Consider the following 20,534-nt stretch of genomic DNA (forward strand, 5'->3'; position numbering starts at 1 on the left):
GTTCTCCCGCAGTACCGGCCGTGCGGCGGGTCCTCAGTCGACCGTCTGCATCGCCTGCCACACGCGCGAAGGGCTCAGCGGCATGTGCAGGCGCGGCGCGCGGGCGGCCAGGCCGTTGCGCGCGAAGGCGTCGGCCACGGCGTTGACGATGGCCGGCGTGGCACCGATGGTGCCCAGCTCGCCCACGCCCTTGACGCCCAGCGGGTTGTTCTTGCAGGGCGTCGACTCGTCCATCTCCATGTGGAACATGGTGCTGACGATGTCGGCGCGCGGCGCGGCGTAGTCCATCAGGCTGCCGGTGACGGGCTGGCCGGTCTCGTGGTCGTACACCACCTGCTCGTAGAGCGCCTGGCCGATGCCCTGCACCGCGCCGCCCTCGAGCTGGCCGCGCACGATCATCGGGTTGACCACGCGGCCCACGTCGTTGACCGAGCTGTAGGCCACCACGCTGATCTCGCCGGTCGGCGGATCGATCTCGATCTCGCAGATGTGGCAGCCGTTGGGCCAGGTCGGGCCGGCCACGGTGCTGGTGGAGTCGACGAAGATCTCGCGCTCGGGCTGCTTGCCCGCCAGCGTGAACAGGTCGAGCTCGAGGTCGGTGCCGATCACGGCGAAGGCGCCGCGGCTGTAGGTCACGTCGTCGATCGCCACCTCGAATTCCTGGGCCGCGAGTTCGCGCGCCTTGTCGATGGTGCGCTCGGCGCCGATGCGCACGGCCGAGCCGCCGGTGAACAGCGAACGCGAACCCGCGCTGCCGAAGCCGTCGCCGCGATCGGTGTCGCCGAGCACCACGCGCACCTTCTCGATCGGCACGCCGAAGGCGTCGACCGCGAGCTGCGCCAGCGAGGTGGCGATGCCCTGCCCCATGGCATTGACGGCCGAGAACACTTCTATCACGCCGTCGGCCTGCACCGAGACGGTGACGCGCTCCTCGAACACGTTGCCGCCGGTCCATTCGAGGAAGGTGGCGATGCCCAGGCCGCGGTGCCGGCCGTTGCGCGCCGATTCGGCGGCGCGGCCCTCGAAGCCGTTCCAGTCGGCCAGGCCCAGCGCCTGGTCCATCACCGACTCGAACTTGCCGGTGTCGTAGGTCTGCGCCATCGGGTTCTTGTACGGCATCTGCTCGGGGCGGATGAAGTTGCGCCGGCGCAGCTCGATGCGATCGATGCCGGTCTGGCGCGCGGCCTCGTCCATCAGCCGCTCGATGGTGAAGATCGCCTCGGGCCGGCCGGCGCCGCGGTAGGCGCCGGTGGGCGCGGTGTTGGTGAGCACCGCCTTGAAGTGGAAGTCGATGGTCTGGATGTCGTAGACGCTGGTCTGCACCCAGGGGCCGATCAGCAGCTGGATCGCGACGCCGGTGCCGGTGGCATAGGCGCCGACGTTGGCCAGCGTCTTGATGCGCAGCGCGAGGATGCGACCCTTGGCATCGAGCGCGAGTTCGGCCTTGGCCTCGATGTCGCGGCCATGGGCGCTCGAGAGGAATTCCTCGCTGCGGTCGGCCACCCATTTCACGGGGCGCTTCACCTGCAGCGCCGCGAAGGCCACCGCGATGTCCTCGGGATAGGCGCCGGTCTTCATGCCGAAGCCGCCGCCGACGTCGCCGACCACCACGCGGACCTTGTCCTTGGCCAGGCCGATGGCGGCGCAGATCGAATCGCGCACGCCCGAGGGCATCTGGGTGCTCATGCGGATCGTGAGGCGGCCGGTGTCGGCGTCGGGCGCGGCGAGCACCGAGCGCGGCTCGATGGTCAGCGCCACCACGCGCTGGTTGACCACGTCGAGCGCCACCACGTGGGCGGCCTTGGCGAAGGCGGCCGTGGCGGCCTCGCTGCTGCCGTGGCGCATCTCGGCCGCGATGTTGCCGCCGGCCTCGTCGCACAGCTGCGGCGCGCCGTCGGCGGTGGCGGCCGCGAGGTCGACCACCATCGGCAGTTCCTCGTACTCGACCATCACGGCTTCGGCCGCGTCGCGCGCTTGCTGGACGGTCTCGGCCACCACCACGGCGACGGCTTCGCCGACGAAACGCACGCGTTCGTGCGCGATGGCATGGCGCGCGGGGCTGGCGCTGTCGCCGCCGTCGGCACGCTTGAAGCCGGCGGCGCCGGGCATCGGCTTGACGCCGGCCGCGGCCAGGTCGGCGCCGGTGATCACGGCGAGCACCCCCGGCAACGCGAGCGCCGCCGAGGCGTCGACCGAGGCGATGCGCGCATGAGGATAGGGAGAACGCAGGAAGACCAGGTGGGACTGGCTCGGCAGGGACACATCGTCCGTGTAGCGGCCGGCGCCTGAAAGAAGACTCTGGTCTTCGAGCCGGCGCACGGCCTGGCCGCTGCCGAAACGCATGGGATTGGGGTCTGTGGTCAACGTGGTCCTCTTGTACCGGGCCCGCGCACAACGCTGGCGCGCGGAGACCGTCATGGGGTGCTTCTTCGAAGGAAGCTCCGCACTATATGTGAGCTGGAGCAAACGTGTGCGCCTTTGGACGAGTGCATTGGGAGGGCACCAGAAAGGGGCATGCCCGAGGGGCCCGCGGCGGAGCCGGCGTTGGGTTTTCGCCTCTGATACGAAGATGCGCCCCGCAAGCCGTGTATACCTACGGCCATGCGACAACTGCCCTGGCTCGAACCCGGCGATGCCCTGCCCGACCCCTCGACGGCGTGGGGGATCGCCGATCCCGTGCCCGGGCTGCTGGCGGCCGGCGGCTCGCTCGACGTCGATACTCTCTTGCGCGCCTACGGCCGCTGCGTCTTCCCCTGGTTCAGCGAGGACCAGCCGATCCTGTGGTGGAGCCCCGATCCGCGCATGGTGCTGCAGGTGGCCGATTTCCGGCTCCACCGCTCGCTGCGCAAGACGCTGACGCGCTTCGCGCAGGCGCCGGGCTGCGAGATCCGCATCGACCACGACTTCGGGGCCGTCATCCGGGCCTGCTCGGGCTCGGCCCGCCCGGGCCAGTCGGGCACCTGGATCGTGCCCGACATGGTCGCCGCCTATACCGAATTGCACCGGGCTGGCCATGCCCACAGCGTCGAGACCTGGATCGACGGCGAACTCGCGGGCGGCCTGTACTGCGTGGCGATCGGCGGCGCGGTGTTCGGCGAGTCGATGTTCACGCGCCGCCCCGACGCCTCGAAGACCGCGCTAGCGGCGCTGGTGTGCCTGTGCCGGCGCTTCGGCGTGCGGATGATCGACTGCCAGCAGAACACGGCCCACCTCGCGAGCCTGGGCGCGCACGAAATGCCGCGCGCGCGCTTCGTCGAACACGTGGCCCGGGCTCGGGAAGCGACGGGGCCCGCCTGGCGTTTCGAGCCCGTATACTGGTCCGAACTCCTGTCTGCGCGACCCTCTCACCCGACGTGACGCACCTCAAGGATCTCCCGCTCCACACGCTGCAGTTCTACGCGACCGCGCCCTATCCCTGCAGCTACCTGCCGGACCGCCAGGCCCGCTCGCAGGTGGCCACTCCCAGCCACCTGATCCACAACGACGCGTACTCGGACCTGGTGCTCAGCGGCTTCCGGCGCAGCGGCATGTTCACCTACCGCCCGTACTGCGACGGCTGCCGCGCCTGCGTGCCGCTGCGGGTGCTGGCCAATGCCTTCAAGGCCTCGCGCAGCCAGCGCCGTGCCGCCAAGCAGCACGCCGACCTGCAGGCCCGCGTGCTCAAGCTGTGCTTCGTGCCCGAGCACTACCAGCTCTACCTGCGCTACCAGAACGGCCGCCACGCGGGCGGCGGCATGGACCACGACAGCATCGACCAGTACACCCAGTTCCTGCTGCAGAGCCGCGTGAACTCGCGGCTGGTCGAGTTCCGCGAGACCCTGCCCGACGGCAGCGCGGGCGCGCTCAAGATGGTGTCGATCCTCGACGTGCTCAACGACGGCATCTCGGCCGTCTACACCTTCTACGAGCCCGAGGACGGCATGGCCTACGGCACCTACAGCGTGCTCTGGCAGATCGAGCAGGCGCGCAAGCTCGGCCTGCCCCACGTCTACCTGGGCTACTGGATCGAACACAGCCCGAAGATGAACTACAAGGCGCGCTTCGCGCCCCACGAATTGCTGATCGACGGCCGCTGGCAGCGCGCCAGCGATTTCACAAGATAAAATGGCGCCCGGTCTTCACCGCACAGCGCCATGAGAAAAAACCATTCAGACATTCCGGCCACCCCCGTCATCCAGGTCATCGAACGCATGTTCGCGCTGATCGACGTGCTGGCCTCGCGCGAAGAAGCCATTTCCCTGAAGGAAATCAGCGAAAAGACGGGGCTTCATCCCTCCACCACCCACCGCATCCTCAACGACCTCGCGGTCGGCCGCTTCGTCGACCGTCCCGAGGCCGGCAGCTACCGGCTCGGCATGCGCCTGCTGGAGCTCGGCAACCTGGTCAAGGGCCGGCTCAACGTGCGCGACGCCGCGCTGGGCCCGATGCGCGAGCTGCACAAGCTCACGCAGCAGCCGGTCAACCTCAGCATGCGCCAGGGCGACGAGATCGTGTACATCGAGCGCTCCTACAGCGAGCGCTCGGGCATGCAGGTGGTGCGCGCCATCGGCGGCCGCGCCGCGCTGCACCTCACTTCCACCGGCAAGCTGTTCCTGGCCGCGGACGATCCGCAGCGGGTACGCAGCTACGCCACCCGCACCGGGCTGGCCGGCCACACGCGCAACAGCATCACGCAGCTGCCGGCGCTCGAGCGCGAGCTGTCGAAGGCGCGCCAGTACGGCATCGCGCGCGACAACGAGGAGCTGGAGCTGGGCGTGCGCTGCATGGCCGCCGGCATCTACGACGACCAGGGCAAGCTGGTCGCGGGGCTGTCGATCTCGGCGCCGGCCGACCGGCTCGACGAAGGCTGGCTGCCCAAGCTGCAGGCAACGGCGAACGAAATCTCGGAGGCGCTGGGCTTCAAGCAGGGCGTGGCACCCGCTGCCGGGGCCGTGGCGGCCGCTTCGGGGTCGCCGGGCGGCCCATCCCCCTCCGTGGGGGCTTGAGCGCGCCTGGGCGCGTTTCAGGCCCTTGGGGCGACCCTCAGGGGTCGAAGCTCTTGCCCCGCACCATGAAAAAAGCCGGCAACCGCCGGCTTTCGTCTTTGGGCAGACCCGCTCAGCCTGCGATCTGGTACGCCACGGCGCGCGAGGCGGCCGGCGAACCCGGCACGGCATGCGTGGCCTCGACCCAGCGGCGCACGCGCTCGGCGTCGGCGATGCGGCTGAACTTGCCGGCCGAATCGAGGAACACCATGATCAGCTTGCGGCCCGCGACCCGGGCCTGCATCACCAGGCACTGGCCGGCTTCGGAGATGTAGCCGGTCTTCTGCACGCCGATGTCCCAGTCGGGGCTCTTCACGAGGCGGTTGGTGGTGTTGAACTGCAAGGTGCGGCGGCCGACCTCGACCTGGTACTCGGGCGAGGTGGACAGCGAACGCACGGTGGCGTCGGCGTAGGCGGCGTTCACCAGCAGCGCCAGGTCCTGCGCGCTCGACTGGTTGCGACTCGACAGGCCGGTGGGCTCGACATAGCGCGTGTCCTTCATGCCGAGCATGCGCGCCTTGGCGTTCATGATGCTCACGAAGGTGCTCAGGCCACCGGGATAGGTGCGGCCCAGCGCGTGGGCGGCGCGGTTCTCGCTCGACATCAGCGCCAGGTGCAGCAGTTCGCCGCGCGTGAGCGTGGTGCCGACCGTCAGGCGCGAGCTGCTGCGCTTCTCGGTGTCGACGTCGTCCTGGGTGATGGTGATGAGCTCTTCGTTCGGCAGCTTGGCCTCGCTGATCAGCAGGCCCGTCATGAGCTTGGTGAGCGAGGCGATCGGCAGCACGGCGTGGTCGTTCTTGCTGAACAGCACCTCGTGCGTGTCCTGGTCGACCACCAGCGCGACGCTCGATTTAAGCTCGAGCGCGTCGTCGGTGGTGTGCAGGCCGGCCATCTGGCCGAAGGACTGGCGCGGCGGCGCCTCGACACGGACCACCGAGCGGCGCTGCACGGCCACCACGGTCTTGCCGTTCTTCTTTTGCAGGGTGGCCACCACGTTGCGGCCACCACGGACCACCTTGTCGGCCTTGTCGTCGCGCTCGGCACGGCCACCACGCTTGGCGACCTTGGACGACGCGGCATTGCGCTTCACCTCGACCGGCGCAGCGCCGCGGGCTTTCTTCGAGACGGCCGCCGTCTTGGCAGGGGCCGCCTTCTCTTTCTTGGCGGCTTGGGCGCCGGACAACAAAAAAGCCGTCGCGCAGAACGCGACGGCGAGGGTGCGAAGGCTTGAAACGCGGTGGAGACGGGCTTCGGGCATGTACAAAATCTCCAGCGGCAGGAATAAGGACCGCAGTGTATCGAAATCAAAAAAGGCACGCAATATCAGCTACTTGCATCCTTTTCTTCATTCGAATACCAAGGATCGCCCGAAAACCTAACCTTGTGCCGCCACTCTCTCAGCTTGGCTCTGTAACTTGTTGAGCGCACTCAAATAAGCCTTTGCTGACGCCACCACGATGTCGGGATCCGCCCCGACGCCGTTGACCACCCGCCCTGCGTTTTGTAACCGGACTGTAACTTCTCCCTGGCTTTCCGTCGAGCCACTGATGGCATTGACCGAGTAAAGCACCATCTCGGCGCCGCTCTTCACGTGCGACTCGATGGCCTTCAGGGAAGCATCGACCGGGCCATTGCCGTCCGACTCGCCCGTGACTTCCTTGCCATGGACGGTGAAGACGATCTTCGCCTGGGGGCGTTCACCGGTTTCGCTGTGCTGCGCGAGAGAAACGAAAGCAAACTGTTCGCCAACGTTCGCACCCTCCTCCGCGCTGACAAGCGCGAGGATGTCCTCGTCGAAAATTTCGGATTTGCGGTCGGCCAGCTCCTTGAAGCGCAGGAAGGCGGCGTTGATCTCGCCCTCGCTCTCCATGGTCACGCCCAGCTCCTGCAGCCGCTGCTTGAAGGCGTTGCGGCCGCTGAGCTTGCCCAGCACGATCTTGTTGGCGGCCCAGCCCACGTCCTCGGCCCGCATGATCTCGTAGGTGTCGCGCGCCTTGAGCACGCCGTCCTGGTGGATGCCCGAGGCATGCGCGAAGGCATTGGCGCCCACCACCGCCTTGTTGGGCTGCACCACGAAGCCGGTGGTCTGGCTGACCATGCGGCTCGCGGCCACGATGTGCTGGGTGTCGATGTTGAGCGTGAGGCCGAAGTAGTCCTTGCGGGTCTTCACGGCCATCACCACCTCTTCGAGCGAGCAGTTGCCCGCGCGCTCGCCGAGGCCGTTGATGGTGCACTCGATCTGGCGCGCGCCGCCGATCTTCACGCCGGCCAGCGAGTTCGCCACCGCCATGCCGAGGTCGTTGTGACAGTGCACCGACCAGATCGCCTTGTCGCTGTTGGGAATGCGCTCGCGCAGGGTCTTGATGAAGTTGCCGTAGAGCTCGGGGATCGCGTAGCCCACGGTGTCGGGCACGTTGATCGTGGTCGCGCCCTCGGCGATCACGGTCTCGATCACGCGGCACAGGAAATCGGGATCGCTGCGGTAGCCGTCCTCGGGGCTGAATTCCACGTCGCCCACCTGGTTGCGCGCGAAGCGCACCGCGAGCCTGGCCTGCTCGTAAACCTCGTCGGGCGACATGCGCAGCTTCTTCTCCATGTGCAGCGGCGAGGTCGCGATGAAGGTGTGGATGCGGCCGCGCGCCGCGCCCTTCAGCGCCTCGGCGGCGCGCGCGATGTCGCGGTCGTTGGCGCGCGACAGGCCGCACACCGTCGATTCCTTGATCGCGTTGGCGATCGCCTTGACCGCCTCGAAGTCGCCGTTCGAGCTGGCCGGAAAGCCGGCCTCGATGACGTCGACCCGCAGCCGCTCGAGCTGCTTGGCGATGCGCAACTTCTCGTCGCGCGTCATCGAGGCGCCGGGCGACTGCTCGCCGTCGCGCAAGGTGGTGTCGAAAATTATGAGTTGGTCGGTCATCGTGGTTCTCCTTCGTTTCTGGCCACCTGGCGCTTCGGTCGGATCGAGGCTCAGACGGTCGCGGTCTCCGATTGTGCGCTGTGCGCGCCATTGCCCCTGGCGCGCTCCACGCCCGAGACGATCGCCTTCAGCGACGCGGCGATGGTGTCCTCGTCGATGCCCACGCCGAACAGCGTGCGCGACTCGTCCACGCGCAGTTCCAGGTAGGCCACGGCCTTGGCGTCGGCACCGGCGCCGATCGCATGCTGGTGGTAGTCGATGACACGCACCGCATGGCCCGTCGCGGCGCTCAGCGCGTGCGTGAAGGCATCGATGGGACCGTTGCCGCGGCCCTCGATGGCCACGGTCTCGCCGTTCCAGGCCAGGTCGCCGCGCAGAAGCACCGAGGCGTTGGCGCCGTCCTTGCCCTCCTCCTGCAGCACGCGGTGCTGGAGCGCCTGCACCGACTCGATGCCGTACTCGCGCACGAACAGCTGCCAGAGGTCCGCGGCCGTGAGCTCCTTGCCCGCGACGTCCATCACGCGCTGCACCGTCTGGCTGAATTCCATCTGCAGGCGGCGCGGCATCTCGATGCCGTACTCGCTCTCGAGCAGGTAGGCGATGCCGCCCTTGCCCGACTGGCTGTTGACGCGGATCACGGCCTCGTAGCTGCGGCCGACGTCCTTCGGGTCGATCGGGAGGTAGGGCATGTCCCAGATGTCGCCGTCCTTGCGCGCCGAGAAGGCCTTCTTGATCGCGTCCTGGTGCGAGCCCGAGAACGAGGTGTAGACCAGGTCGCCCACGTAGGGATGGCGCGGATGCACGGGAATCTGGTTGCAGTGCTCGACCGTGGCGCGGATCTCGTCGATGTTCGAGAAGTCGAGTTCGGGCGAGACGCCCTGCGTGTAGAGATTGAGCGCCACGTTCACGAGGTCGAGGTTGCCGGTGCGCTCGCCGTTGCCGAACAGGCAACCTTCGATGCGGTCGGCGCCGGCCATCAATGCGAACTCGCCGGCGGCGGTGCCGGTGCCGCGGTCGTTGTGCGGATGCACCGAGAGCACGATCGCATCGCGGCGTTCGAGGTTGCGATGCATCCACTCGATCATGTCGGCAAAGATGTTCGGCGTGGAGTGCTCGACCGTCGACGGCAGGTTGACGATGCACTTGCGCTCGGGCGTCGGCGCCCAGACCGCGGTGACCGCGTCGACCACGCGCTTGGAGAACGCGAGGTCGGTGCCCGAGAACATCTCGGGCGAGTACTGGAAGGTCCAGCGCGTGTTGGGCTGCTTCGCGGCCATCTCGTTGAACATGCGCGCATGCGAGGCAGCGAGCTCGACGATGCCGTCCTCGTCCATGCCGAGCACCACGCGGCGCATCACGGGCGCCACGGCGTTGTAGAGATGGACGATGGCGCGCGGCGCGCCCTGCAAGGCCTCGAAGGTGCGGGCGATCAAGTGGTCACGCGCCTGCGTCAGCACCTGGATCGTCACGTCGTCGGGAATGCGGTCTTCCTCGATGAGCTTGCGCACGAAGTCGAACTCGACCTGCGACGCGGAGGGAAAGCCGACCTCGATCTCCTTGAAGCCGATGGCCACGAGGGTTTCGAACATGCGCATCTTGCGCGTGATGTCCATCGGCTCGACCAGGGCCTGGTTGCCGTCACGCAGATCGGTCGACAGCCAGATCGGCGCCTTGGTCAGCACGGCGTCGGGCCAGGTGCGGTCCTTGAGACCGATGGGCGCGAACGCACGGTATTTGGCTTGAGGTTGCTTCAACATGTCGATTTCTCTGCTGTGATGGTTGGTGATCAACCAGCAACCCCAAAAACAAACGGCCCGTTGCTGGTGCGAACGGGCCGTGGTGATGGATTTGCGCGTGCGCTACCGTCTCCGCCCGTGAGGGAGAGCTAGTAGGGACAGCAGCGAAATCATCTTCGTCATGAGGGTTGCGAATTTAGCACAGGCGTCGAGACTTTGTGAAGACTGTGTCCCGATGCCTGTCTCAGTTGTGCAAACCGCGCTCGTCGGGTTCCTCGGTCGAGGTGCTGATCACGCTGGTCTGCTGCCCCTTGGCCTTGCGCCACGCATAGACCACGTAGCCGCTCAGGCCGTAGACCACGAACAGGCCGAACAGCACCGTCGGCGGATGGATGTTGATGACCGCGATGCCGAGCGCGATCAGCACGATCACGGCGAAGGGCACGCTCTTCTTCATCTGCACGTCCTTGAAGCTGTAGAACGGCGCGTTGGTCACCATCGTGAGGCCCGCATAGAGCGTGAAGGCGAAGGTGATCCAGGTGATCTGCGTCCACGAGAGGTACAGCACCTCGCCGCCGCGCTTGCCCCATTCGGTCATGAGCCAGATGAAGCCGGCCACCAGCGCCGCCGCCGCGGGCGACGGCAGGCCCTGGAACCAGCGCTTGTCGACCACGCCGGTGTTGACGTTGAAGCGCGCGAGCCGCAGCGCCGCGCAGGCGCAATAGACGAAGGCCGCGATCCAGCCCCAGCGGCCCAGGCCCTTGAGCGACCACTCGTAGGCGATCAGCGCGGGCGCGGCGCCGAACGAGACCATGTCGGACAGCGAGTCCATCTGCTCGCCGAACGCACTCTGCGTGTTGGTCATGCGCGCCACGCGGCCGTCGAGGCTGTCGAGCACCATGGCCGCGAAGACGCCCAGCGCGGCGAGGTCGAAGCGCGCGTTCATCGCCATCACGACCGAATAGAAGCCGCCGAACAGCGCGGCCAGCGTGAACAGGTTCGGCAGGACGTAGATGCCCTTTCGCCGCTTGCGCGGCTGGACCTCGTCGGGGACGGTGTCGTCATGCATTGGATAGGTCTCCGTCCCTCATGGGCATTGTCGGTTCAGCTATCTCTTCGATAGCAATTCGGTCACTGGATCGCATCCCCGGGAGTGTAGTTCAGGGGCACGCCCGCCCCTCCAAGCAAAAGGGCCACCGCGAGGGTGACCCTTGGGGGAATCGGGCGCCGGAGCGCCCTGCTCGCCGGGAGATCAGTTGCGGGTCTGGTCGACCAGCTTGTTCTTCTTGATCCAGGGCATCATCGCGCGCAGCTTTTCGCCAACCACTTCGATCTGGTGCTCTGCACCCAGGCGACGGCGGCTGATCAGCGTGGGCTGGCCGGCAGCGGCTTCGAGCACGAAGCTCTTGGCGTATTCGCCGGTCTGGATGTCCTTGAGCACCTGCTTCATGATCTTCTTGGTCTCGTCGGTCACGATGCGCGGGCCCGTGACGTACTCGCCGTATTCGGCGTTGTTCGAGATCGAGTAGTTCATGTTGGCGATGCCGCCTTCATAGATCAGGTCGACGATGAGCTTGAGCTCGTGCAGGCATTCGAAGTACGCCATTTCGGGCGCGTAGCCGGCTTCCACCAGCGTTTCGAAACCGGCCTTGATCAGCTCGACCGTGCCGCCGCACAGAACCGCTTGTTCGCCGAACAGGTCGGTCTCGGTTTCTTCGCGGAAGTTGGTCTCGATGATGCCGGCCTTGCCGCCGCCGTTGGCGGTGGCGTAGCTCAGCGCGAGGTCACGCGCCTTGCCGGTCTTGTCCTGGTGCACGGCCACGAGGTGGGGCACGCCGCCGCCTTGGGTGTAGGTGCTGCGCACGGTGTGGCCCGGGGCCTTGGGAGCGACCATCCACACGTCGAGGTCGGCGCGCGGCTGCACGAAGCCGTAGTGCACATTGAAGCCGTGCGCGAAGACCAGAGAAGCGCCTTCCTTGATGTTCGGCGCCACGTCGTTCTTGTAGACGTTGGCGATCTGCTCGTCGGGCAGCAGGATCATGACGACGTCGGCAGACTTCACGGCATCGGCCACTTCGGCGACCTGCAGGCCGGCCTTGCCGACCTTGTCCCACGAAGCGCCACCCTTGCGCAGGCCGACCACGACCTTGACGCCGCTGTCGTTCAGGTTCTGCGCGTGCGCATGGCCTTGCGAGCCGTAGCCGATGATGGCCACCGTCTTGCCCTTGATCAGGCTCAGGTCCGCGTCCTTGTCGTAATAAACCTTCATGATGTTCTCCAGATAGATATGCGAGTTGCAGTGTGTTGTGCCGTTCGTCCTGAGCCTGTCGAAGGGCTCAATGCAGTCCCCGCTCGCGCGGAGGCTTCGACAAGCTCGGCCCGAACGGACGGCGACCGAGCTCCGTTTTCATCGGGTCAGACCCGCAGGATGCGTTCGCCGCGGCCGATGCCGCTGGCGCCGGTGCGCACGGTCTCGAGGATGGCGCTGCGATCGATCGCCTCGAGGAAGGCGTCGTTCTTGCCATGGTCGCCGGTGAGCTCGATGGTGTAGCTCTTGTCGGTGACGTCGATGATGCGGCCGCGGAAGATCTCGGCCATGCGCATCATCTCCTCGCGCTCCTTGCCGACCGCGCGCACTTTCACCATCATGAGCTCGCGCTCGGTGTAGGCGCCTTCGGTCAGGTCGACCACCTTGACCACCTCGATCAGGCGGTTCAGGTGCTTGGTGATCTGCTCGATCACGTCGTCGGAACCGGCGGTGACGATGGTCATGCGCGACAGGCTCGCATCCTCGGTGGGCGCGACGGTCAGCGACTCGATGTTGTAGCCACGGGCCGAGAACAGGCCCACCACGCGGGAAAGAGCACCGGGCTCGTTTTCCAGCAGAACGGCAATGATGTGTTTCATGTGTGCGTGACTCCTCTTTTCGCCAGCGCGGAAGCTTTCGCTTTCGCCGCCCTCCCCCGCGCACGGTAATGCGCGGGCTCGGCGGGCAATAGATTCGTCAGTGAAAGGTTGAGAACGAACGGTCGAAAACAGGCCGAGGGATCAGAGATCCTCGGACCCCAGCAGCATCTCGGTGATGCCCATTCCGGCCTTGACCATCGGGAACACGTTCTCGGTGGGGTCGGTGCGGAAATCCATGAACACGGTGCGGTCCTTGAGCTTGCGTGCTTCGCGCAGCGCGGGCTCCACGTCCTGCGGACGCTCGATCAGCATGCCGACGTGGCCATAGGCCTCGGCGAGCTTCACGAAGTTGGGCAGCGCATCCATGTAGCTATGGCTGTAGCGGCCGGAGTACTCGATCTCCTGCCACTGGCGCACCATGCCGAGGTAGCGGTTGTTCAGCGAGCAGATCTTGATCGGCGTGTTGTACTGCAGGCAGGTCGACAGTTCCTGGATGCACATCTGCACCGAGCCTTCGCCCGTGATGGTGAAGACTTCCGACTCCGGCTTCGCGAGCTTGATGCCCATGGCGTAGGGAATGCCCACGCCCATGGTGCCCAGGCCGCCCGAGTTGATCCAGCGGCGCGGCTCGTCGAAGCGGTAGTACTGCGCGGCCCACATCTGGTGCTGGCCGACGTCGGACGTGATGTACGCGTCGGCGTCCTTGGTCATGTTCCACAGCGTCTCGACGACGAACTGCGGCTTGATCACGTCCTTGTTGCCACGGTCGTACTTGAGGCAGTCGCGCGAGCGCCAGCCTTCGATAGTGGTCCACCAGTTGGCGAGCGCGCCGGCATCGGGCTTGGTCGTGCTCTCGCGGATCATCGAGATGAGCTCGGTGAGCACGTCCTTGACGTCGCCCACGATCGGGATGTCGACCTTCACGCGCTTGGAGATGCTCGACGGGTCGATGTCGACGTGGATGATCTTGCGTTCGTTCTGCGCGAAGTGCTTGGGGTTGCCGATCACGCGGTCGTCGAAGCGCGCGCCCACGGCCAGCAGCACGTCGCAGTTCTGCATCGCGTTGTTGGCTTCGATGGTGCCGTGCATGCCCAGCATGCCGAGGAACTTGCGGTCGCTCGCCGGATAGGCGCCCAGGCCCATCAGCGTGTTGGTAACCGGGTAGCCGAGCATGTCGACCAGCGTGCGCAGCTCGTTGGTGGCATTGCCCAGCAGCACGCCGCCGCCAGTGTAGATGTAGGGGCGCTTGGCGTTGAGCAGCAGCTGCAGCGCCTTGCGGATCTGGCCGCCGTGGCCCTTGCGCACCGGGTTGTACGAGCGCATCTCGATCTTCTCGGGATAGCCGGCATAGGCCACCTTCTTGAACGAGACGTCCTTGGGCACGTCCACCACCACGGGGCCCGGACGGCCGCTGCGTGCGATGTGGAAGGCCTTCTTCATCGTCATCGCCAGATCCTTCGGATCCTTGACGAGGAAGTTGTGCTTGACGATCGGGCGCGTGATGCCGACGGTGTCGCATTCCTGGAAGGCATCCAGGCCGATCGCCGCCGTGGGGACCTGGCCCGAGATGATCACCATCGGGATCGAGTCCATGTAGGCCGTCGCGATGCCCGTGACCGCGTTCGTCAGGCCCGGGCCCGAGGTGACCAGCGCCACGCCCACCTCGCCGGTGGCGCGCGCATAGCCGTCGGCCGCGTGGACCGCCGCCTGCTCGTGGCGCACCAGCACGTGCTGGATGGTGTCCTGCTTGTAGAACGCGTCGTAGATGTAGAGAACCGCGCCACCGGGGTAGCCCCAGATGTACTGGACGCCTTCGGCCTGCAGTGCCTTGACCAGCACTTCGGCGCCCATGAGTTCTTGCGTGTGATTGCCGGCGCCGGAGGACGCGGCTGCTGCGGAAGCGAGTTCCGCCTTCGAGATTTCCATGATCAACCTTTGGAGTTTTTTCGGGAACGAAAAACCTTGGGTGCCCCTTGCCAACCCTTGTGGGGCCGCGCCAGGACTTGAGGCCAAAGCCATGAGCGGACTGATTGTTCCGCCGGACCGTGACCCGTTTGCCTTTTGACTTGCGAGCGCGATTATGACACCGCCGCGGCGTTCCGCCGAGCCCGTATCGCCCCGCAACACGATTCGTCAAGAGCGGCGGGCATAATTCGCGGCCAACAACGAGGCATTCCCGCCCGACATCCATTCCCACGCGGCGCCCGGCGCCCCTCTCACGCTTGGCCACCGAACAAGAACTCTCCGATTTCCTGAAAAGCGTCGAACGCCGCGCTTTCAAGCGGTCGGTCTATCACGTGCGAGACGAGGAAGCGGCGCTCGACATCGTGCAGGACAGCATGATGAAGCTGGCCCAGCACTATGGCGACAAGCCGGCCGCCGAGCTGCCGATGCTGTTCCAGCGCATCCTGTCGAACTGCACGCTCGACTGGTTCCGCCGCCAGAAGACCCGCCGCGCCCTGTTCTCGAACCTCAGTGATTTCGAGGCCACGGACGACGACGGCGATTTCGACCTGCTCGAGAACTTCGCCTCGCCGACCGACTCCAGAGAAACCGAGAGCGCCGAGGACACCACGCGCCGGGCACAGGTCCTGCACGAGATCGAAGAACAGATCGCGGCATTGCCGGGCCGTCAACGCGAGGCTTTCCTGATGCGTTACTGGGAAGAAATGGACGTCGCAGAGACGGCCGCCGCAATGGGCTGCTCCGAGGGCAGCGTCAAAACCCACTGCTCGCGCGCCGTCCACGCTCTGAGCAAGGCGCTCAAAGCCAAGGGAATTTCGCTATGAATACTAAGGTTCCTCTTTCTTCTGTTGCCGAAAACGAATTCGGTCAACGCGTGGCCGCGCGCCTGTCCGCCGGCAACCAGGCGTTGCCGCACGACATCGGCGAACGCCTGCGCGTGGCGCGCGCGCAAGCCGTGGCCCAGCGCAAGCAGGCCCCGCAGCTGCGCGCCGCGCCCGCCGTGGTGCAGGCGGGCAATACCGCCGCGTTGGGCGGCGGTGGTGGCTGGGGCTGGTGGACGCGCATCGGCACCGTGGTGCCGCTCGTGGCCCTGGTGGCCGGCCTGGTCACCATCAGCGTGATGCAGGACGAGGACCGCGCCAGCGAGCTGGCCGAGGTCGATTCCGCGCTGCTCACCGGCGACCTGCCGCCGGCGGCCTACACCGACCCGGGCTTCGCGCAGTTCCTCAAGTCCGACGGCGCCTCCGACTGACGAGGGCCTCACCCGCCCTCCCAGCCCCGCGCCCGGCTTCGCCGCTCCCGTCTGCCGCCTAGACCTTCCCGCCTGTCCGAAGCCTCCATCCGACCGATCATCCGAATGCCACGCCGCACCCTGCCCCCCGCGATTTCGCCCCGCTCCTCGCGCTCGTGGTCGCAAGGCGTGGCGACTCGTCTCGCCGGGGCCGGCACCGTGGCCGCCGCGGCACTGGGACTGACGATCGCGGCCGCGCAGACCACGCCCGTGCGCTCGGAAGCCGTTCGCGCGGAGACGCCCAAGGCCGCGCCGACCGGCACCATGGCCGCGTCCGCGGCCGCCAAGCCGCCCACCCTCACCAAGCCGCTGTGGGCCGAGCTCACCGCCGAGCAGCAACAGGCCCTGCAACCGCTGGCGCCGCACTGGAACACTCTCAACGTCGGCCAGAAGCGCAAGTGGCTCGCGCTGTCGCGCAACTACGCCTCGCTGCCGGCCGAAGACCAGATCACGCTGCGCAGCCGCATGATCGAGTGGGCCGCACTCAGCAACCAGCAGCGCGTCCAGGCGCGCCTGAACTTCGCCGAGGTCAAGCGCGTGCCGGCCGACGAGCGCAAGGCCAAGTGGGAGCAGTACCAGGCGCTGAGCGAAGAGGAAAAGCGCAAGCTCGCCGAGCGTGCGCCCGCCAAGCCCAAGGGCGCCGCCATCCCGGTGCGGCCGGTGTCGTCCCAGAAGCTCGTGGCCGTGCCCACGGTCACGCCGCCCGGGCAGCACACGCCCCGCATCCAGCTCGCGCCGCCGATGGCGCCCGCGACGCCGGCCATCGTGCCCGCTGCGGCCATCGTCGCGACCCCGCCGGCCGCATCGTCCGGCACGGCTGCGGCCACCGTCGCCCCGGCGACGCCCTCGGCCGCGGCCCCCCCCACCTTCACGCCCCAGCCGGTGCCGGCCGAAGCCCAGGTGCCGTCTCCGTACTCTTCATCGTCCGGCCCGTCGACTTCGGTATCCTCCACACCGTCTTCCACTTCTGCGGGGCGCACGCTCGAGCAACCCTCGGCCGCCCCCTGACCCAAGGTCTCGATGGTTTCCAGCTCTTCCGAAGTTTCGGAGTCGGATTCGCCTGCTTCGCTCGTCCCTCCTGCGTCTGACGTTTCTTCTTCCACGGCACAGGGCCCGGTTCCGGGACTCTGGCGCCGCATGGCCTGCTGGCTCTACGAAGGCATGCTGCTGTTCGCGGTGGTGTTCGTTTCGGGCTGGCTCTTCAGCACGCTGGGCCAGATGCGCGACGCCATGGATTCGCGGCGCCACCTGTTTCAAGCCTTCCTCTTCGTGGTGTTCGGCGTCTATTTCGTCTGGTTCTGGGCCAAGGGCCAGACGCTGGCGATGAAGACCTGGAACATCCGCATCGTCGACACGCACGGCCACCCGGTCAGCCAGCGCCGCGCGCTCGCGCGCTACCTGCTGAGCTGGATCTGGTTCCTGCCGCCGCTCGCTGCCGTCGCGCCCTTCAAGCTGTCGGGCCCCGAAGTCACGGTGCTCGTCTTCGGCTGGGTGGCCATCTGGGCCCTGCTGGCACGCTTCCATCCGCAACGCCAGTTCTGGCATGACGCCTGGGCCGGCACCCGGCTCATTACCTCCAAGCCCATGAGCCGCCGATGAGCGCCCTGCCCGAACTTCCCGATCCCGCCGTCAATCCGCAGAAGGCCCGCAAGGGCTTCGATCGCGTCTGGCACGCCACGCTGATCTCGCTGCACGGCCTGCGCGCCGGCTGGGGCGAGCCGGCCTTCCGGCAGGAAGCCATCCTGTCGATGGTCATGATCCCCGCCGCCTTCTGGCTCGGCCGCAGCTGGGTCGAGATCGCCCTGCTCGCGGGCAGCGCGGTGCTGGTGATGATCGTGGAGCTGCTCAACACGGCGGTGGAAGCGGCCATCGACCGCATCGGCCCCGAATGGCACGACCTCTCCAAGCGCGCCAAGGACATGGGCAGCGCCGCGGTGCTGCTGTCGCTGTCGCTGTGCACCTGCATCTGGGCCGCCGCCCTGTGGACACGCTTCGTGTCATGAGCGGGCCCGCCACGCGAGGCATGATCGGGGGATGACCCCTGAATTTTCGATTTGCGTGTATTGCGGCTCGCGCCCCGGCGAGCGTCCCGAGTTCACTGAAGCCGCCATGGCGGTCGGCCGCTGGATCGGCCAGCAGCGCGGCCAGCTGGTCTACGGCGGCGGCCGCACCGGCCTGATGGGCACGGTGGCCGAGGCCACGCGCGCCGCGGGCGGACGCGTGGTCGGCATCATCCCCAAGGCACTGGTCGACAAGGAACTGGCCAACCCGCTGTGCGACGAGCTGCACGTGGTCGACACCATGCACGAACGCAAGGCGATGATGGGCGAGCGCGCCGACGCCTTCCTGGCCATGGCCGGCGGCATCGGCACCTTCGAGGAACTGTTCGAGATCTGGACCTGGCGCCAGCTCGGCTACCACGACAAGCCGGTCGGCATCCTCAACAGCGCCGGCTACTACGACAAGCTGCTCGACTTCCTCGACCAGAGCGTGCGCGACGGCCTGATGGGCGACTGGCAGATGAGCCTGGTGCGCACCGGCACCGAAGCCGAGCCGCTGCTCGCGGCGCTGCGTGCCGAGGTGCCGCGCCATCCGCGCGACGACCGGCTGGCCGAGAACCTCTGAACCTCTTGTGAAAGGCCGGCGAGCGCCGGCCCCTGCGGTTCAGCTCAGACCGCGTTCTCGTTCTCTTCGCCGGTGCGGATGCGCACGATGCGCTCGACGGCCGTCACGAAAATCTTGCCGTCGCCGATCTTGCCGGTGCGCGCCGAATTGACGATGGCCTCGATGCAGCGCTCGACGTCGCCCTCGTTGACGACGACCTCGACCTTCATCTTCGGCAGGAAGTCGACCACGTACTCGGCGCCGCGGTACAGCTCGGTGTGGCCCTTCTGGCGGCCGAAGCCCTTGACCTCGGTCACGGTGAGTCCGGTGACGCCCACTTCGGCCAGGGCCTCGCGTACGTCCTCGAGCTTGAAGGGTTTGACGATGGCGGTGATCTGCTTCATGGTTTGCGTGCTCCGGCGGTTTCGTTGAATTTGCTGGTGATAGGGTAACGCCAATCCTTGCCAAAACTGCGGTGCGTCACCCGGATGCCTACCGGCGCCTGGCGCCGCTTGTATTCGTTGATCTTGATGAGCCGTGCCACCCGCTCGACCACCGCACGGTCGTAGCCCGCGGCGATGATCTCGTCGATGCCCTCGTCGTCCTGCATGTAGCGTGCCAGGATCGCGTCGAGGATGTCGTAGGGCGGCAGGCTGTCCTGGTCGGTCTGGTCGGGCCGCAGCTCGGCGCTCGGGGGCCGCGTGATGATGCGCTCGGGGATCGGCTCGGCGCCGGTGCCGTAGGGATCGTGGGCATTGCGCCAGCGCGCGAGCGCGAACACTGTCGTCTTCAGCAGGTCCTTGATGACCGCGAAGCCGCCCGCCATGTCGCCGTAGAGCGTGCAGTAGCCGGTGGCCATCTCGCTCTTGTTGCCCGTGGTGAGAACGATCGAGCCGAACTTGTTCGACAACCCCATCAGCAGCGTGCCGCGGATGCGGGCCTGGATGTTCTCTTCGGCCGTGTCCTCGGGCCGGCCCGCGAAATCGGGGGCCAGCGCCGCCTTGAACGACTCGAAGGTGGGGCGGATCGAGATCTCGTCGTAGCGCACGCCCAGGCGACCCGCCATGTCGCGCGCATCGATCCAGCTGATGTCGGCCGTGTAGGGCGAGGGCATCATCACCGCACGCACCTTGTCCTTGCCGAGCGCGTCGACCGCGATCGCGAGCACCAGGGCCGAATCGATGCCGCCCGACAGCCCGAGGATCGCGCCCGGAAAACCGTTCTTGCCCACGTAGTCGCGCACGCCGAGCACCAGCGCATCCCAGAGCTGGGCCTCGGCGTCGCGCGGCGCCGCAATGGGCTCGGGCAGGAAGCGCACGCCCTGCGACGGTGCACGCTCGAGCTCGGTCAGCACCAGCTTCTCCTCGAAGCCCGGCGCCTGCATCGCGAGCGCGCCATCGGCCTGCAGCGCGAACGAGGCGCCGTCGAACACCACCTCGTCCTGCCCGCCCACGAGGTGGGCATAGACCAGCGGCAGCCCCACGGCACGCGCGCGATCGGCCATGCGCGCCACGCGCTCGCCCTCCTTGCCCACGTGGTAGGGCGAGGCATTGATGACGGCCAGCACCTCGGCGCCGGCGGAGCGCGCCAGTTCGGCCGGCTCGTCGAACCAGGCGTCCTCGCAGATCAGCAGGCCCACCGACACGCCGCCGGCCTCGAACACGCAGGTGCCCTGCCCCGGCGCGAAGTAGCGGCGCTCGTCGAACACCTGGTAGTTGGGCAGCTCGCGCTTGGCGTAGGTCTGGAGGATGCGGCCTTCCTTGAGCACGCTGGCCGCGTTGTGGCGCAACTGTACCGACACGGAGCGCCCGCGCAGGCTGCCGCCGCTCGGATGCCCCACCACCACGACCATGTCTTTGAGGTCGGCCAGAGCGGCAGCGATGCCTTTCACGGCATCATCGCAAGCTTCGGTGAAGGCGGGCCGCAGGAACAGGTCCTCGGCCGCATAGCCGGCGATCGAGAGTTCGGGCGTCAGCAGAAGGCGAGCGCCCTGGGCATGGGCCTCGCGCGCGGCCGCCACGATTTTTCGGGCATTGCCGGGGAGATCGCCCACCACGAAATTGAGTTGCGCGATGGCGAGCTTGAGCGTCATA

19 protein-coding genes are annotated in these 20,534 nt (G+C 67.2%); 9 read left to right on the forward strand and 10 right to left on the reverse strand.

Going from position 1 to position 20,534, the window contains the following annotated elements:
• Positions 1-33: 33 nt before the first annotated feature.
• Positions 34-2,343: a xanthine dehydrogenase family protein molybdopterin-binding subunit gene (locus AC07PU_RS05305; RefSeq protein WP_495315889.1), complete on the reverse strand. Its 2,310-nt coding sequence runs from the start codon at positions 2,341-2,343 to the stop codon at positions 34-36.
• 258 nt (positions 2,344-2,601) lie between these two features.
• Here AC07PU_RS05305 and aat point away from each other — a divergent pair, with 258 nt between their 5' ends.
• The 3 genes from aat to AC07PU_RS05320 are packed head-to-tail and all read left to right on the forward strand — an operon-like array spanning position 2,602 to position 4,985.
• Positions 2,602-3,357 carry a leucyl/phenylalanyl-tRNA--protein transferase gene (gene aat, locus AC07PU_RS05310; protein ID WP_495315891.1) on the forward strand — a complete coding sequence of 252 codons (756 nt, stop codon included), beginning with the start codon at positions 2,602-2,604 and terminating at the stop codon, positions 3,355-3,357.
• The gene (locus AC07PU_RS05315) at positions 3,354-4,103 is read left to right on the forward strand and encodes an arginyltransferase (protein WP_495315893.1); all 750 of its coding nucleotides are present in this window, start codon (positions 3,354-3,356) and stop codon (positions 4,101-4,103) included. Before aat ends, AC07PU_RS05315 begins: the two co-directional genes overlap by 4 nt.
• 30 nt (positions 4,104-4,133) lie before the next feature.
• Complete coding sequence (locus AC07PU_RS05320; protein ID WP_093341417.1) at positions 4,134-4,985, forward strand: IclR family transcriptional regulator; 852 nt, start codon at positions 4,134-4,136, stop codon at positions 4,983-4,985.
• 112 nt (positions 4,986-5,097) lie between these two features.
• Here the strand turns inward: AC07PU_RS05320 and AC07PU_RS05325 are convergent, their stop codons facing one another.
• From AC07PU_RS05325 to AC07PU_RS05355, 7 genes are all read right to left on the reverse strand, one after another.
• Entirely contained in the window at positions 5,098-6,282 is a 1,185-nt protein-coding gene (locus AC07PU_RS05325; RefSeq protein ID WP_093341415.1) for a serine hydrolase, read from the reverse strand.
• Between the two features lie 117 nt (positions 6,283-6,399).
• A complete protein-coding gene (locus AC07PU_RS05330; RefSeq protein WP_208511884.1) occupies positions 6,400-7,938 on the reverse strand; it encodes a 2-isopropylmalate synthase in 1,539 nt (512 codons plus the stop codon).
• A gap of 50 nt (positions 7,939-7,988) precedes the next feature.
• Positions 7,989-9,695, reverse strand: coding sequence for a 2-isopropylmalate synthase (gene leuA / locus AC07PU_RS05335; RefSeq protein WP_431512566.1), 1,707 nt, complete (start codon positions 9,693-9,695; stop codon positions 7,989-7,991).
• A 223-nt stretch (positions 9,696-9,918) separates the two neighbouring features.
• Positions 9,919-10,743, reverse strand: coding sequence for a CDP-diacylglycerol--serine O-phosphatidyltransferase (gene pssA, locus AC07PU_RS05340; RefSeq protein ID WP_057592484.1), 825 nt, complete (start codon positions 10,741-10,743; stop codon positions 9,919-9,921).
• Between the two features lie 183 nt (positions 10,744-10,926).
• Complete coding sequence (gene ilvC / locus AC07PU_RS05345) at positions 10,927-11,943, reverse strand: ketol-acid reductoisomerase (RefSeq protein WP_093341411.1); 1,017 nt, start codon at positions 11,941-11,943, stop codon at positions 10,927-10,929.
• A 146-nt stretch (positions 11,944-12,089) separates the two neighbouring features.
• Positions 12,090-12,581 (reverse strand): acetolactate synthase small subunit, encoded by a 492-nt coding sequence (gene ilvN / locus AC07PU_RS05350; RefSeq protein WP_012747479.1) that lies wholly within the window; start codon positions 12,579-12,581, stop codon positions 12,090-12,092.
• A 141-nt stretch (positions 12,582-12,722) separates the two neighbouring features.
• Complete coding sequence (locus tag AC07PU_RS05355; protein ID WP_093341410.1) at positions 12,723-14,507, reverse strand: acetolactate synthase 3 catalytic subunit; 1,785 nt, start codon at positions 14,505-14,507, stop codon at positions 12,723-12,725.
• 296 nt (positions 14,508-14,803) lie between these two features.
• Between AC07PU_RS05355 and AC07PU_RS05360 the strand changes: the two genes are divergently transcribed.
• From AC07PU_RS05360 to AC07PU_RS05385, 6 genes are all read left to right on the forward strand, one after another.
• Complete coding sequence (locus tag AC07PU_RS05360) at positions 14,804-15,370, forward strand: RNA polymerase sigma factor (protein ID WP_208511881.1); 567 nt, start codon at positions 14,804-14,806, stop codon at positions 15,368-15,370.
• A complete protein-coding gene (locus AC07PU_RS05365) occupies positions 15,367-15,798 on the forward strand; it encodes a DUF3619 family protein (RefSeq protein ID WP_093341407.1) in 432 nt (143 codons plus the stop codon). The genes AC07PU_RS05360 and AC07PU_RS05365 overlap by 4 nt, the downstream gene beginning before the upstream one ends.
• Positions 15,799-15,966: 168 nt before the next feature.
• Positions 15,967-16,845 (forward strand): DUF3106 domain-containing protein, encoded by an 879-nt coding sequence (locus AC07PU_RS05370; protein WP_495315899.1) that lies wholly within the window; start codon positions 15,967-15,969, stop codon positions 16,843-16,845.
• Positions 16,846-16,857: 12 nt separating this feature from the next.
• Positions 16,858-17,436, forward strand: a complete 579-nt coding sequence (locus tag AC07PU_RS05375; RefSeq protein WP_296789224.1) for an RDD family protein — start codon at positions 16,858-16,860, stop codon at positions 17,434-17,436.
• On the forward strand, positions 17,433-17,840 hold the full coding sequence (locus AC07PU_RS05380; protein ID WP_057592491.1) for a diacylglycerol kinase: 408 nt from the start codon (positions 17,433-17,435) through the stop codon (positions 17,838-17,840). Before AC07PU_RS05375 ends, AC07PU_RS05380 begins: the two co-directional genes overlap by 4 nt.
• Positions 17,841-17,871: 31 nt before the next feature.
• A complete protein-coding gene (locus tag AC07PU_RS05385; protein ID WP_296789222.1) occupies positions 17,872-18,462 on the forward strand; it encodes an LOG family protein in 591 nt (196 codons plus the stop codon).
• Between the two features lie 44 nt (positions 18,463-18,506).
• Here AC07PU_RS05385 and AC07PU_RS05390 read toward each other — a convergent pair whose 3' ends face one another.
• Positions 18,507-18,845 carry a P-II family nitrogen regulator gene (locus tag AC07PU_RS05390; protein ID WP_013540975.1) on the reverse strand — a complete coding sequence of 113 codons (339 nt, stop codon included), beginning with the start codon at positions 18,843-18,845 and terminating at the stop codon, positions 18,507-18,509.
• The gene (locus tag AC07PU_RS05395; RefSeq protein WP_495315903.1) at positions 18,842-20,533 is read right to left on the reverse strand and encodes an NAD+ synthase; all 1,692 of its coding nucleotides are present in this window, start codon (positions 20,531-20,533) and stop codon (positions 18,842-18,844) included. Before AC07PU_RS05395 ends, AC07PU_RS05390 begins: the two co-directional genes overlap by 4 nt.
• Position 20,534 lies beyond the last annotated feature (1 nt).

It is taken from the genome of Variovorax sp. GW821-FHT10D07, from assembly GCF_059415325.1.